Below are 15,080 nucleotides of genomic sequence, written 5' to 3' on the forward strand. Positions count from 1 at the left end.
GCTCACCAGCTATGGGCCAGCTTCACAGTGACTTCACGGCCGGGGCTGTAGAAGTCAGCGTAGAAACCACCGTAGGAGGTGTGCTTTTCGTCGAACAGGTTGGTGACATTGGCCGACAGGGTAGTCTGCTCGGACAGGTCATAGCTGACCGCGGCGTCGACCACGACAAAGCTGCCCGTCTCACCCGTGGTGTTGCTGTCGCTGTAGTAGTAGCCGCTGTTGAACCGTGCGCCCAAACCGACTGTCAGATCACCGCGGCCAAGGTTTTCCCATGTCCGGCTGGCCCAGATCGAGGCGACGTTTTCAGGCACCAGACCGGGGCGGTTGCCGACGTTGCCCGCGGTGCCGTTCTCTTTGATCTCGGCATCCAGATAGCTGTAGGCGGCGGTGAGAGTATAGGCGCCCATCTCAGCCTTGGCTTCCAGATCGATACCGCGCACGCCGATCTCACCGATGGTTTCCGGCAGGTTGGTCGACGGATTGGTGCGGGTGATGTTGCTTTTCGACAGGTCATAGACCGAGGCCGTCAACAGCGCGTTGGTCCCCATGGGCTGCCATTTGGTGCCCAGCTCGAACTGCTCACCCTCTTCCGGCTCGACGCCAAAGCCTGCGGGCACGACCGACTGCGCGTAGTTCCCAAAGACCGAGAGGTTGGGTTTGATCTTATAGGTCAGACCCAGGCGGCCTGTCGTCTCGCTGATGTCGTTGGTTTGAACCGTGCCGGCAAGGTTGTTGGTCTCAGTCACGTCGATCCAGTCGTGCCGCAGCCCGAAGGAGGCGATGAAACGCTCGTTCCAGTTCAGCTCTTGCTGAGCGTAGATCGCCTTGCCCTCCGTCTCGGTGTCAAGATCGGCAAACATCGGCACGCTGGTCGGACGGCCCGTATAGGTCGGGTTGTCGCGGTCAACCGACGGTGCCGGGCCATAGAAGCGTTGGTCAGACTCGTCGGACCAAGAGAATTCGACCCCCGCAGTGGTGGTGCTGGCGGCCCCGCCGAGGAACCCCTCATAGGTCAGGTGCAGGTCGGAGATCATGCTCTCGCTCGTGCCATCGCTGGCAAAGAAGGCGCGATCCACGGTGTCGTCATCCGGCGTATAGTCGCTAACATAGGCATAGCCGAAGTCATCGGCGCTGTCGCTATAACGCAGGGTGCCGCCAAAGCTCAGCCCGTTGCCAAAGTCATGCGCGCCCAGAACAGAGACGGTCGTCCGCTCCGTCCCGCGGTAGTTGTAGTCAGGCTCGCCGTAGAACACATCGCTGCGGTCAAAGTCACCGCCCGCCGGGAAACCGCTGCTGCCGGGTACGGAATCGCGGTTGAGGTGATCGACGATCACGGTCAGTTCCGACGCATCGGAGGGGCGCCATGTCAGGCCGCCCATCGCGAAAATCTCATCGTTTTCGGAATAGGGGTACTCAAGCTCGCCATTGCGCAGCAGGCCGGTGAAACGGTAGCTGAGCGTGCCTTCCTCATCCAGCTTGTCGCCGAAATCCACACCGGTTTCCAAGCTGCCATAGGAGTCGACCGAGGTGTAGACACTGCCAAAACGTTCGTCGCGGGGGCGTTTGGTGACATAGTTGACCGAGCCGCCGGGATCGGAAAGGCCAAAGGTCGACGACGACGCGCCGCGGATCACTTCGACGCGCTCATAGGCGAAAGGCTCTTCGCGGACCGATCCGAAGTTCGCGCCCAGTGTCAGCCCATCACGGTAGGTATAGGCTTCGAACCCTCGCAGGATGAAATAGTCGAACCGGTCATCCGCGCCATAGCTGTCGGTGCTGGCACCGGCGGTGTAGTTCAACACCTGCTCCACGCTATCCGCGCCGCGGGCTTCGATCTCGCGGCTGGTAATGACCGAGACGCTGGCCGGGATATCGATGATCTCACCCGACAGTTTGCCGCCGCTGCTGATCTCGCTGGCGACAACCGTTTCGGCATCCGCCGCGCCCGAAGTCTGCGCTTCGGCTTCGAGGATCACGTCATCCAACTGGTAGGCTTCTTGCGCGTAAAGCGTGCCCGGCACCAGCGCCGTACAGCACAAAAGCGCTGTCTTGAGAGAGCCGCGCCCCAGTTGCAAAGAGATGAGTTTGGAAGAGGACATGGCGGTCTCCGTAATAACCTAGTGAATCAGTCGGGATTCCCTTACCCCTATGATACGCAGGAGACCAGAGTCAATCTGACCAAATTAGTCAGTTATTTTCAGGCCGCGGCATTCTTGCGTGGCGGCCCGATCTTGTGACGCCCAATCGGCACCATGCAGGGGGTCTGCGAGACCGGATCGCTGACGATACGGCACGACAGGCCAAAGACGGTTTTCACCAATTCCTCGGTCAGGACCTCGGCGGGCGGCCCCTCGGCGCGGATGCCGCCATCGCCTACGGCGATCAGGTGATCGGCATAGCGCGCGGCGAGGTTCAGATCATGCAGCACCATGACGATCGTCGTGCCCTGCGCCATGTTGAGATCGACCAGCAGGTCCAGCACCTCAACCTGATGCGCCACGTCCAGAAAGGTCGTTGGCTCGTCCAGCAGCAGCAAATCGGTCTCCTGCGCCAAGGCCATGGCGATCCATACCCGCTGGCGTTGACCGCCCGACAGGGTGTCGAGATCGCGCTCGGCCAGCTCCTCGGTCCCCGTCGCGGCCAGCGCGCGGGCCACGGCGCGGTCATCCTCTGCCGACCAGCGCGAGAACAGCCCCTGATGCGGATGCCGCCCACGCCCGACAAGATCTGCCACGGCAATCCCCTCAGGCGCGATGGGCGATTGCGGCAGCAGCCCCATGACCTGCGCCAGCTTGCGCGACTTCATTTGGTGCACCGCTTCGCCATCCAGCAGAACCGCGCCGGACTTGGGCTGCAAAATCCGCGCCAGCGTCCGCAAAAGCGTTGACTTGCCCGAGGCGTTGCCGCCCACGATGGCCGTGATCTTCCCCGCCGGGACGGTGAGCGTTACCCCTTCCAAAATCACGCGCTTTTCATAGCCCGCGCCGAGATCGCGCGTTTCAAGACGGTGGTCGTGGGTCATAGGGTGCCTCCATTTCTATTGGCGCGAACGATGAGATACAAAAGGAAGGGCGCGCCGACCGCGCCAGTGACGACCCCCACGGGCAAGCGGGCGGGCAGCAGGAACTGGCCTGCGAAATCGCCCGCGATGACCAGCAAAGCCCCCACCAACCCGGCCCCCAACAGCAACCCGGTCGTGCCCGGCAAAAGCCGCGCCGCGATGGGGCCAGAGAGGAAGGCGACAAAGGCAATCGGCCCGGTCGCTGCCGTGGCGATGGCCACAAGGCCGACGGCGGCCAGCGTCACCCGCAGCCGCGTGGCGTCAGCACGCACGCCAAGCGCTTCGGCGGTGTCATCGCCAAGGCGCAGCACCCCCAAGTCGCGGGCGGTAACGGCCAAGAGCCCGCCAAAGACCAACAGCGCCCCCGCCACGGGCAGCGCTTGGACGAGCTGCATGCCATTGAGGCTGCCGGTCAGCCAACGCATCGCCTCGGCCCGGTCCCATGCGGGCGCTTCGAGCAGCACATAGGCCGTCACACTGTCAAGCATGGCCGAAACGCCGATGCCGATCAGGATCAGCCGCGCCCCGGCGGCACCGCGCCGCGAGGACAGCGCCCAGATCATCGCCGCGACCCCAAGCCCCGCCACGACCGCGACGAGCGACACCAGCCAACCGTCGAGGGCCAGAATGACGATGGCAAAGACCGCCGCCGCCCCCGCGCTGGCGCTGATGCCGATGATATCGGGGCTGGCCAGCGGGTTGCGCAGCATGATCTGAAACGCCACCCCGCCCAAGCCAAAGCTGGCCCCGGCCAAGAGCCCCATGACCGCACGCGGCAGGCGCAAATCGGCCACCACAAATGAGGCATTGGCCCCCGGCGCCCCCGTCAGCGCGGCCCAGACATCGCTCGGCGGCAGGCAACCACGCCCGCAGCTCAGTGTCAGAAGCATAAGCGCGAGAACAAGCGCGGCCAAAGCGACCAGCACCTGAACACGCCGCGTCGCGGCAGGGCGGAAACGGCGGGGTGCGCTGACAGTCACATCGCTCATAGCCCACGCATCCTGTGATTGCGTACCGTCCAGACAAAGAAGGGCGCGCCGACAAAGGCCGTGACGATGCCCACGTCCAACTCATTCGGGCGGGCGATGACACGGCCCAGCACGTCCGACAGCCCCAGCATGGAGGCCCCCGCCAAAGCCGAGAGCGGCAGCACCAGCCGGTAATCGACACCCGCGATCATCCGGCACAGATGCGGCACGACCAGCCCGACAAAGCCGATTGGCCCGCAAAGCGCGGTCGCCGTGCCGCAGAGGATCACCGCCCCCGCCGCCGCCATGATCCGGCCTAAGGCGACGCTCTGGCCAAGGCCGGTGGCAAGCTCTTCGCCCAAGGCCAATGCGTTGAGAACCCGGGCCGAGGCGAGGCTCAGCGCCAGCCCCACCAGCGCGAAGGGCAAGGCGGGCAAAAGCGTCTCGAAACTTGCGCCGCCGATGCCGCCGACCTGCCAAGATTGCACGGAGCCCGCGATGTCATTGCGTGGCAGCACCACCGCGATGATGAAGGCCGAAACCGCGACAGAGGTCGCGGTGCCCGCAAGCGTCAGCTTCAGCGGTGTCGCCCCGCCCTGCCCGGCGGAGCCAATCAGATAGACGAAAACCGCCGTCACCCCGGCCCCAGCGATGCCGAGCCACAGAAAACTATGCGCGCCGCTGATGTCGAACCAAGCGATGCCCACCACGACGAAAAGCGCCGCCCCCGCGTTAACGCCCAGAATGCCCGGATCGGCCAAAGGGTTGCGGCTGATGCCCTGCATCACCGCGCCTGCAAGGCCAAGCGCCGCGCCCGCCAAGATCGCCAGCGCCGTGCGCGGCATCCGCACCGCGACTGCGGCGGCGCCGATGGTCTCGATCCGGCCGGTCATGCCCGCCCAGATCTCGCCCCACGGCACCGCGCGCGCGCCGACGGTCAGCGACAGGCCGGTCATCAGCAGCAGCAGGCCCAGCAAAAGCGCGAGGCCCGTCAGCCGTTGGGGGCGCTGCACCTGCATTATTCGCCGCGCGTGGCGGCGGCGCTCAGCCGCGCGAGGTAGTCGTCGAGCACATAGTCGATCGACAAGGGCGTCGGGTTCGCGGCGGTGCCCATCGGGTCATTCGCCAAAAGCACGACCGAGCCGCGGGCGACCGCCGGGAAACGCGCGATCAGCGGGTTCTTGGCCAGTTCGTCCAACCGCGCCTGATCGCCATAGGTCACGACAACGTCCACGTCTTCAAAGAGGTCGATCCGCTCGGCACTCACCCGGCCAGAATATTTCCCGGCCTCGCTGACCTCGCGCACCGCCTGCGGCGTCGCCATGCCGAGGTCGGTCAGGAATTGCACCCGCTGGTCGGCGGCGGCGTAGAAACCGATGGTGCTGAGGTCACGCGGATCAAGGTGGGTCACGAACATGCCGGTCTTGCCCGCCAGTTCGGGATGCGCCGCGCGGGCGGTGGCGATACGCTCTTCGATCTCGGCGACCATCGCCTCGCCCTCCTCAGCCATGCCAAGGCCCGCCGCGTTCTGGCGGATCATCTCGCGCCATGTCGTTGTCCATGCCGCTTCGGGATAGGCGACGACCGGGGCAATGCGGCTAAGCGTTTCATAGTCCGACTGCGGCAGGCCGGAATAGGCGGCGAGGATCACATCGGGCTGGGTGCTGGCTACGGCCTCGAAGTCAATACCATCGCCCTCGTCAAAGAGCGTAGGAACCTCGGCGTCCAATTCGTCCAACCGTTCGATCACCCAAGGCAGCAGCCCGTCGCCATCGTCATCCCCCCATGAGGCGCGGGCGAAGCCGACCGGCACGATACCAAGCGCCAAGGGCACTTCGTGATTGGCCCAACCGACCGAGGCCACCCGCTCGGGCCGCTCTTCGATGGTGGTTTCGCCAAAGGCGTGTTCAACGGTAACGGGAAAGTCCTGCGCCATGGCTGCGGTCGCGCCAAAAGCCAAGAAAATGAATGACAACGTTCTGAGCACCGCGGCCCCCTTAATCCGATTCTTTTAGTAAACTATTGCCTGTTATGCCCCAGCGGGCGGGGATGCAACAGGTCAGTTCATCGGATCATGGGTTGGGACTGTGCCGGGGCCGCCTGCGAAGCGGCCCCGGCTGTGGTTATTGAATGCTGACCTCAAAGGCGACGAAGCCCTGCGCGCCCGGTTGCAGCGCACCGGTACAGGACCAGCGCAACGCCCCCTCATAGCCCGGCGCATTCGCCAATGGCGCGTCCAAGGTGCAGGTCACCCCATCGGCCAGCGTGACCGGGCTGGGCACCGCCGCGGCCAAAGCCGTGTAGGGCGGCGTCTTGTCGTAGACGACGATGTCGCGCGCGGGCACGGTGCCCACGGTTTCGACATAGATGCGGTATTCCAACACATCCCCGGCAGCGGCGCCGTTGCTCACCCCTTCGGGCGTGCCGCGCGTCACGTTACGGACGGTTTTGGTCAGTTTCAACGTGCCCTGCGCCGCCTCAACCACCAGCCGGTCGGTGTTGACGTTTCGCTGGGCGAGGCCGCTGGACCCATAGCTGATGTCGGCGACCAGATCGAAGCGATAGGTCGATCCCTGCGTTGCCGCGCCCGAGGCGGTGACCCGTGCAAGGACACAGATCAGCCCGCCCGCATTGGTGGGCAGCGCCCCGGTGATCGCTTGGTCTGGCGTGCCGTCGCAATCCGTATCCTCGTAAAGCGCGGTCGAGAAGGCCCCTTCGGGCGCCAAGGCTTCGGCGGTGACGCTGAAGGTCACGCTTCCCGGGGCCGCGGCGATATATTCATGCCGCAGCGCCAAGACCTGTCCGGCCCGGATCGTCTTGTCCTGCGATTGGTTCAGCCGCGCCGCTTCGATCAGGCCGAAGTCGAGCCCGGCGTAGGCGGTGCCCGCCGCGGGGGTGAAGGTGAAGCGCCCGTCATGGGGATCGCCGTTCACCACACCGGGCAAGGCCGCGCCGCCCTCGGACACGTTGAGCAGACCCGCGCCGGGCTGGGCCACCACGGTGACCGCGCCGCTATACCCCTCAGGCAAGGCCGCGCGCCATGTGCCGTCCGCCGCCAGATCGGGCCTGACCAACAAAGCGCCGTCTGCGTCCAATATCTCGATCACGGCGCGATCCGTTCCCGACTCGCCAGTCTGCTGTGCCCCGTCATAGGCGTCGGTCCCCGCGCCGATGTCAAAGAACACCACGCCAGAAAGCACCGGACCGTTGGCGCGCCGGGCCACGCGGGCGAGCGCCTCGTCATCATCGGCCAACCCATCGCCGAGGTCATCCACCAACGCGCCGGTGCCGGGGTCGCTGTCGGGGTCAGGAAGCGACGCGCCGATGATCTCTGCCTGATTTTCCGTGGCGCCTTCGCTCTGCATCGTGACGCGGATGGTCAGGCTGTGGCTGCTGCCCGAGGGCACGTCGCCAAGCAGCCACAGACCGGTCGAAGCATCATAGCTATCGCCCTGCGCCGCCGCATCGTCCGAGACATAGGCGAAGCCATCGGGGATGAGATCGAGCACCCGCACATCCGAGGGGCTGCCGGGGCCGGTGTTGGTCACGGTCAGCACGAGGTCGAGCGCCTCCCCCACCGTGGCCTCTGTCGCGGGGCTGGCGTCCGCCGCACGTAGGATGGTTTGGGTCAGGGCCAGATCGGCCTCAGTCGGCAGGGTTTCAAAACCGAAATCAGAACTTACCGGGCTGCCGCTGCCCGCATCGACGGCAAGGCTCGCGATTGGGTTTCCGGTGGTCAGGGTGAGGCCCGCCGGTATCTCAGGGTCGGCCTCATCCACTTCGACCAGATAGGCGCGCGCCGGGTCGAGGTTGCTGAAGGAATAGGCCCCCGCCGCATCGGTTTCGGTCACCGCCACCTGCGTATCATCGGCCCGGTCGGCGGGCGTGCCAGCATCGTCGAAAAGCGTCACGGTGATGCCCGCGGGCAGCGTGGCTTCGGCCCCGTCGCGGCTGCCGGAACTGTCGGCGTCCTCATAAAGCGTCCCGCCGATTCGGCCCTGCGGCAACAGATTGACGAGGGTCACGAGGTAATCCTCAACTTCCCCGTCGAAGTTCAGACCGCTGAAGGGGTCTTGGGTCAGCGCGCTAGAGGTCGACCAGCGGATGCGGGCATAGGTGGTGCCATTGCCCACATCGACCGGCACGGGAATGTTCAGGCTGATCTGGTTGTTGAACGCGCCATCGGTATCGCCCAAGCCGCCGTCGCGAAAGTTGATCGCCACCTGTTCGGTCGGGTCGAAGACATTGTTCTGGTTGAAGTCAATCCAGAGCTGAAGATTGGTGATGCCTTCGGTCACCGGCAGGCCTAGGGCCAGTTGCACGCTGAGGGTCTCATGGGTCTGAATGGTCAGCGGCACGATGGTGCCCGCCTCAAGCACCGGGAACTCGGCAATGGAATCCTCGTCGTCGATCCCGTCGAGGTCGTCGCCATCGGCATTGGCGCTGAACATGCTCTCGGTCTTGGAATCGGGGAGGCCACCGCCAAGGTAGATGTCCGGCACGATGATATGGCGCGGCTCACCATAGCTGGCAGGCGCGTCACCCCGGTCCACCAGATCGGCGGCCGCGATGATGAGGGAGTAATCCTCGATCTCGCCATCGACGGCAAAGCTCGCCACCGGCAGCCCGGCTTCGGAGGAGTAGCGGAACCGTGCGAAGGTGGTGGAGGTGGTGGCATCGCTGGGCACGGTCACGTCGATCTGGATCACGCCGTCGCCCGCCACATCGTCAAAGCCTGTGCCGTCGTCACGCAGGTCGCGGGCGATGTTTTCGCCAAATGACCCTTCGAAGACCCCGTCGCCGTTAAAGTCGATCCACGCCTGAAGGTAGCCCGCCCCTTTGACCGGAATGTTGAGCGTGCTGATCATCCCTTGGGTCATCACCGGAAAGACCACCGCGTCTTCGTCATTGCTGTCCAACAGGTCGTCCGCCGTGGCCGAGGCATCGGACTGGGCCACCAGTTCGATATCGGGCGGCACGTCGCCAAGATAGACCTGCGGCGTATCGCTGACCCCATGCGAGGCGGTCAGGTAAGAGATCGGCGCATCGCCAAAGTCGACCCCGAGCCCGTCAAAGACCGCGACCGTGACCTGCGCCCGGTCGCATTGCGTGGGGTCAATGCTGTCGCAAAGCTCATAGTCGATCAGATAGGTTCCCGAGGGCACCCCCGGCGGGACGATCACCCGGCCCGCATCGGCGCCTTGGGTTTCCAGCACGGGGACCGGATCACCGCTGTTCTGGGGTACGGCTTCGGTCAGCACCGCAAGCGTCGCGGTGGGGAAGGCGGCGGGCAGCCCGTTGATCGTGTCGTTGGACATGACCTCTCCCGCCGTGCCGCCAAGCAGGCTGTTGAGCGGCGTCGCGGTATAGTCATCGTCGCCCGCCACCACGCTGGCCGAGGTATTCGCAACCGCGCAAAGCCGGATCGACGAGCCGCGCTGCGCGTTGTTCAGCGAACTGCCGGTATAGCCGTGGATGAACTCCCCCCCGGTGAAGGTGCCGTATTCATAGGTGGCATAGTTGTCGAAGCCAGTCTCGTTCGGCTCTTCCGTCCAATTGGTCGGGTCACCCACCTTGGCGGGGTCCATCGTGATCGCCTGCCCCCCGGCGGGAAAACCGGCGAGCGGGGCGGTGTGGAAATAGGAAATGCCATCGGGCGCGAGCAGCGGGCCGACCACATCCGAACTGTCATCCGATGTCCCGCGGCTGTCCACATCGGTCTGCTGAACGATCACACCATTGATACGGCTCTGTTCAACCGCCCGCCCTTGGGGGTTGGAGGGGGTGGCGCTGCCGTCTTCGACAAGGCGCAGACGGTAGGTGACGAAACCGTTGTCAGCGGGCGTCATCCGCGCTTCGAGAGAGCCGTCGATACTGACCGCAGTGGCGTTGCTGATCTGGGTCGCTTGGAACACGACATCCAGATCGTTGCCATTGATGTCGGTGGTGACATTGTCGAAGACGAAGATGTCCGAGGTCGTCAGCGCCGCCGCGCTGCCCGCCCCTGCCAACTGCGTGCGCGGCTGCGCGAAAACCGACCGCGGCGTACAGGTTTGCGGGCCGGTGTCGGTGGACAGGACATTGGCGACGATGCTGGCGTTTTGCGGATTGGACTGCAGGCGCGACACGAAAGGCGTGCCAATCGCGCCGATCCCCGCCGTGGCGGTGCTGTCGACCGCGCCTGAAAGGGCATCCGCCGCCGTCACGGTATATTCCGCCGTACAGGTCACCTTGCCGCCCGGGGCCACCGGTGCGGTGATGGCCGGGCAAGTGACCGTGCCGACAAGACTGTCTTCGATCACCACGTCTTGGTTCGGGTTGAAGGGCAGCTCCCCTGTATTGGTCACCTCATAGATAAAGGTGACCGTCGTGCCCTGAAGCGCGGAGAGCGGGCTGGTGAAACGTGCAAGGCTGATGGTCTGTTCGGTGGTAAAGTTCACATCGGCGAAGATACCGATCCCCCGCGCCCCCGCATCATAGGGCAGGGTCGCCGGATTGTAGTAGCTGCGGACCTCACCAATACTTTCGTCGTACCAAATCTCGATCCTAGAGGTCGCATTGGGATAGCTCAGCCGGATCGACCCATTGGTATCATCGCCCGAGCCGGGAGAGAGGAAGGCGCTGCCGTCGATAAACAGACATTGCGCCTCGTTCCCGTTCAGCAGGCCGGTGTCGCCGGAGCCCGGCCCGGGGCCGACCACGACAGTGGGCGCCGGCCCCAATGTGGTGATGCTTGGGTTGCCGTTATCACCAAAGGCGGTCACGAAATCGCAGCGGTCCCCGGTGCTGTGATTGTCGGTGGGGTCGATGTCGAGGATGTCGACGGTAAGGTTGTCGACCTGAAACGCGACGCCGCCGGAACTGGCCGAGACGCTGGCGGTGATCCGGTCATCGCCGCGCCGCCCCGCATTCGGCGCGGCATCGCCCACGATGACAAGCGAATCGACACCGCCGCCCAGAACGCTCACATCGTCGGGCGTGAAGATCGGATTGCCCTGCGCATCGGTGCTATAGGAGCGCAGATTGCCGGTGATCTCGACCGTTGTGTCGATCTCGAAACCATATTGGTCCGACAGGGTCCGCAACAAAGGCCCGGCAAAGCCTGCGGGCCAATCGAAAGTGGACCAATCGATCGAGAAATCCCCGGCATCCGCGGGAGAGGAGGAGACGGCAAGCGTGGCGCAAACGGCGAGGGAGACAGCGCGCAGCGCTTTTCGGTTAGAGAGACGTTTCACAATTCACCTTTCGGTCCGAACCGGAGAGCCCGCGCAACGAGGCCCCCAGCGAGAATACGAACAAATATCTACCGGACCTTTATCGCGAATTGTCGGTCTCAAAGCGAAGGTGCGTCCGGTCAATGCAGATGCCGCTGCGGATAGCGCGATATACTTACGGATAGGTGAAACAGCTCTGGCTAGATCGCCAAATGCGCCCCCGGCCTTCCCCCCGAGGGGAGGGACGGGGAAAACCGGTGGGGCGCATCGCTGCAAGGCTATCAGGGAGCCGCTCCCTGGGGTAGGGGAACGGGCAGCAGCTCCCGAGAAGGCCCGCGTCGTGAAGCATATTTTCAGGCGAAACGGTCGAAATGAACCGGTTGCCAGCTTGGGACGCGGTCATTGGTCTGGTCAATGACGCCTTCGTGCAGACCCGTCTATCGGCGGGCATAACTAACTATAGGTCGCGCCTCGCATCGTTGCATCTGGGCGGGGGTATAATCGGACTAGTCTTAAGGATAGGTTTCCGCCGCTCCGCCCAAGCAGATTTGTCACAGGTCAAGCTGCGCCTTCATCGCTGCCAGCGTCGCGTTACAGGTGGCGGGCAATGCCTCAGCCAGCGCGCGGGCCTCTTCGCCCTTGTCGGTCTTGCAGGCGGTCTCGATCTCTTTGAGTAGCCCGTGCAACCGGTCGGCGCCGAGCATGCCGCACATCCCGGCCATGGCATGGGCGCGGGCCTGTAGGTCAGGCAGAGCATCGGCTGCCATCAGGACGGGCAAATCGGTCGCGACTTGTTGGTCGAGCTTTTCCACCCGCTCGCGCAGTTTCTCCGCGCCCAGCAGGTCAAGCAGATCTGCGATTTGTTGTTCGTTCAACAGGGGCCGTTTCGCGGATTTCGCCTGTACCGATGACTGGGCGCTGGCCAAACGCTCGGGCAGAGCCTGTTCGGGCATTACCGCGCGCCCCGAAAGCTCGCGCAGCTTGGCGCGCAGCACCTTCATATCCAGCGGCTTTTGCATGAACCCCGACATTCCGACGGCGCTGAACTCCGCCCGTTCTTTCGGCATGGCATGGGCGGTCACGGCGATGATCGGCGTTTCGCGGTTGGGGCCCTCGCCAGAAAGAATCGCCTTGGTCGCCTGAATGCCATTCACCTCGGGCATGGAGATATCCATCAGGATCGCATCGAAGGGCGCATCTCCGGCCAGTTCGATCGCCTCGCGCCCGCCGGTGGCGAGGGTGACGTCATGGCCAATCTTCTCAAGCATCGCCTTGATCAGCTCGCGGTTGATCTCATTGTCGTCCACCAGCAGAAGGTTTAGCCGCTGAGCCGCCGCGGGTTCGGCGCGCTTTTGCGGGTCGGGGGCCGCATCGCTGTCGATCTCGGCCAAATCGGCAAGCTCTACCGGCAGGCGCAGGGTGAAACATGTCCCCTCCCCCACGGTCGATTCGCAGGTGATGTCACCCCCCAGACGTTTGACCAGACGGCGCACGATCCCCAGCCCCAGGCCGGTGCCCCCGGTGCGGCGCTCATAGCGGCTGTCGAGCGAGACGAAATCTTCAAAAATACGGTCGATATCCCCCGCCGGAATGCCGGAGCCGTCGTCTTCTACCTGCAAATGGAACGCTTCCCCCTCGCCCGCGGATTTCGCGAACCACCCGCGCAGGGTCACATCGCCGCCGGGGCTGAACTTGATCGCGTTGCTTAAAAGGTTGACCAGAATCTGCTGGATCGCCCGCGGGTCTGTGACGATGGCCTTGTCGTCTAGCTGGGTCAGATCAAGATGCAGCCGGGTGCCCCCGGCCTCGGCCAGAGGGTCCATCGTGTTGATGATTCCCGCCATCAGCACGGTCATATCACAGGTCTGACGCACCTGTTCATAGGTTCCCGCCTCACTGCGCTCAATGGCCAGCACATCATTGATGTGGCCCAACAAAATCTCGCCCGAGGTCATCGCCGCATCGAGATAGCGCTTTTGCTCATCATCAAGCCGGTCATCTTGCAGCAGTTGCAGGGCCGAGATCACACCATTGAGCGGCGTGCGCATCTCATGGCTCATCATGGCGAAGAAACGCGATTTTTCCTGATAGGCGTCAAGGGCTTCATCCCGCGCGGCGATGATCTCTGCCTCGCGGAGGCGCTTTTCGGTGATGTCCCGAATATAGGCGATAAAGAGCGACCCCTGCCCCATCGGCGATTGCGACACGGACATCTCAACCGGGAAAATGCGCCCGGCGTGGTCGATCATCTCAAACTCGCGGCGGCCCTTGTCGGCGACTTCGGTCTCGCCGGTGATGCGGAACCTCTCAAGCCGCTCGCGGTGCATCCTGCGGTCAGCCGGGGGGATCAAGAGGCTGATATAGTCCCTGCCCTTCGCCGCCTCATGGGTGATGCCAAAGATCTCTTCGGCGGAGCCGTTGAAATCTTCGATCTCCCCCCGCTCATTGATGACGACGATGGCGTCGAGCGATGCCTGAAGGGTGGTCGCAAGACGCAGGTGGTTTTCTTCGACCAGTTGCGATGTGCGGTTCAACCGGCTGGCCTGCCGCGAGAGGCGGTAGACCGCCCCGACCAAGGCAAGGGTGACGATCAAGACGATTGCCGCCATCACCTCGATCAGCCGCACGATCTCATGGCGTTCGTTCTGGGACAGCTCGCTGGCAATGGCGATGGAGGCGAGGGCAATCTCGCGGGGCACGTCTTCGATGCTGCGCAACATGGCGTCGATATCGTCCAAAGCCGCGATCAGTTCGGCGTCGGATCCGTCAATCGCAGGCAGGAACCCGTCCAGCAGGGCCCGCAACTCACGAATTTTCGGTTTGGCCTTTGCGTTGTTGCGCACCCGTTCGGCCAACAGAACGCGGCTATAGAAGATGTCGAACCTTTTGCGGAACTCGTCCAACGCTTCGGGCGTGGCGGATTTCGCCTCAGCCAAGGCGCGGTCGGTCTTGAGGAATTCGATCTCGATCTGCGTAAAGACCCATTCAGCGTGGTCTTGCTGCGCGCTGTCGAGCGCTTGAATCCGGTCCCAGACGTTATAGGCCAGATAGGCGGCGATGCTCATCCCCAGCACGAGGATAAGCATCAAGACCTGTCGGCTTCTTGCGCGCGCGGGCCCGAATTTTCCTGCGTCGTTCATCCAAGCCCTCTGCGCCATTGTCAGTTACTCGACACTAATTCGGTCAAGCTGCCAGATCGACCGGCTGTAGACCAGTTCCGTCTGATAGGCGATGTCGCTGTCATAGGGGTAGACCACCCAAAGCGGCCCCTTGTCCCGGCGCGACATCTCCTCGCCATTGGTATGGTAGGCGATGATCGGCCCGTCTTCGACCGCGTCGGACATCGGGATTTCCACCGCGTAGTCATTGATCGCCGTCGCGGTGATGGTGCCCTCTTCGACGTTCAGCGTCTCAAAGAGGTCTTTCAACGACACGCCTTCGAATGCCTGCGTGCCATCGGTCCAGATCGTCGTCGTCTCAAAGCTGGAGACAGGCATTGATTTGAGATCTGAGAGGGTGAAGCTGTGGGTTTCCTCGGCCAGCGTCACTTCGAGCACGGCCTCTTCGTCTTGGGCGGCAACCGCCGACGCAAGGCCCAGAGAGAGGGCGGCCGCGGTGATGGTCTTGCTGAGGTACTGAAAGGTCATGTCAAATTTCCTTATCTGGCGTTGTGACCTGACCATACCCTGCCCGAATGACAGGCGCGAAGGCGCAGAAGCGCATCCCCCCTATACCAAAGGATAGGTGCGCCTGCCCCCGCGCGGCCCGCATTGCCATACCAAAGGATAGCGGCGCATGCCTTTGCCCCCCTTTCCCCTTGGGCTTTCATCTTTCTTT

Annotated in this window: 8 protein-coding genes; all 8 read right to left on the reverse strand. The window is 63.8% G+C overall.

Going from position 1 to position 15,080, the window contains the following annotated elements; translation table 11 throughout:
* Window positions 1-2: 2 nt before the first annotated feature.
* Entirely contained in the window at window positions 3-2,099 is a 2,097-nt protein-coding gene (locus ACGYLQ_RS10305; protein ID WP_394442788.1) for a TonB-dependent siderophore receptor, read from the reverse strand.
* 98 nt (window positions 2,100-2,197) lie between these two features.
* Window positions 2,198-3,022: an ABC transporter ATP-binding protein gene (locus ACGYLQ_RS10310; RefSeq protein WP_322328361.1), complete on the reverse strand. Its 825-nt coding sequence runs from the start codon at window positions 3,020-3,022 to the stop codon at window positions 2,198-2,200.
* Entirely contained in the window at window positions 3,019-4,050 is a 1,032-nt protein-coding gene (locus ACGYLQ_RS10315) for a FecCD family ABC transporter permease (protein ID WP_394442791.1), read from the reverse strand. The genes ACGYLQ_RS10310 and ACGYLQ_RS10315 overlap by 4 nt, the downstream gene beginning before the upstream one ends.
* Complete coding sequence (locus tag ACGYLQ_RS10320; RefSeq protein WP_394442794.1) at window positions 4,047-5,048, reverse strand: FecCD family ABC transporter permease; 1,002 nt, start codon at window positions 5,046-5,048, stop codon at window positions 4,047-4,049. The genes ACGYLQ_RS10315 and ACGYLQ_RS10320 overlap by 4 nt, the downstream gene beginning before the upstream one ends.
* Window positions 5,048-5,965, reverse strand: a complete 918-nt coding sequence (locus tag ACGYLQ_RS10325; protein WP_394442901.1) for an iron-siderophore ABC transporter substrate-binding protein — start codon at window positions 5,963-5,965, stop codon at window positions 5,048-5,050. The genes ACGYLQ_RS10320 and ACGYLQ_RS10325 overlap by 1 nt, the downstream gene beginning before the upstream one ends.
* Before the next feature lie 187 nt (window positions 5,966-6,152).
* Window positions 6,153-11,264 (reverse strand): GEVED domain-containing protein, encoded by a 5,112-nt coding sequence (locus ACGYLQ_RS10330; RefSeq protein WP_394442797.1) that lies wholly within the window; start codon window positions 11,262-11,264, stop codon window positions 6,153-6,155.
* Between the two features lie 530 nt (window positions 11,265-11,794).
* Complete coding sequence (locus ACGYLQ_RS10335) at window positions 11,795-14,383, reverse strand: ATP-binding protein (RefSeq protein WP_394442800.1); 2,589 nt, start codon at window positions 14,381-14,383, stop codon at window positions 11,795-11,797.
* Between the two features lie 24 nt (window positions 14,384-14,407).
* Complete coding sequence (locus ACGYLQ_RS10340) at window positions 14,408-14,890, reverse strand: molybdopterin-dependent oxidoreductase (RefSeq protein ID WP_209218349.1); 483 nt, start codon at window positions 14,888-14,890, stop codon at window positions 14,408-14,410.
* Window positions 14,891-15,080: the final 190 nt, after the last annotated feature.

Origin of the sequence: Sulfitobacter sp. 1A12779, from assembly GCF_043557315.1 — a bacterium.
In the GTDB taxonomy this organism is placed as follows: Bacteria; Pseudomonadota; Alphaproteobacteria; order Rhodobacterales; family Rhodobacteraceae; genus Sulfitobacter; species Sulfitobacter faviae.

Bases quoted from the DNA above. Each gene is read 5' to 3' on its own strand.
- ACGYLQ_RS10310 (WP_322328361.1), bottom strand. From the start codon at position 3,022: ATGACCCACGACCACCGTCTTGAAACGCGCGATCTCGGCGCGGGCTAT.
- ACGYLQ_RS10335 (WP_394442800.1), bottom strand. From the start codon at position 14,383: ATGAACGACGCAGGAAAATTCGGGCCCGCGCGCGCAAGAAGCCGACAG.
- ACGYLQ_RS10340 (WP_209218349.1), bottom strand. From the start codon at position 14,890: ATGACCTTTCAGTACCTCAGCAAGACCATCACCGCGGCCGCCCTCTCT.
- ACGYLQ_RS10315 (WP_394442791.1), bottom strand. From the start codon at position 4,050: ATGAGCGATGTGACTGTCAGCGCACCCCGCCGTTTCCGCCCTGCCGCG.
- ACGYLQ_RS10325 (WP_394442901.1), bottom strand. From the start codon at position 5,965: ATGGCGCAGGACTTTCCCGTTACCGTTGAACACGCCTTTGGCGAAACC.
- ACGYLQ_RS10305 (WP_394442788.1), bottom strand. From the start codon at position 2,099: ATGTCCTCTTCCAAACTCATCTCTTTGCAACTGGGGCGCGGCTCTCTC.
- ACGYLQ_RS10320 (WP_394442794.1), bottom strand. From the start codon at position 5,048: ATGCAGGTGCAGCGCCCCCAACGGCTGACGGGCCTCGCGCTTTTGCTG.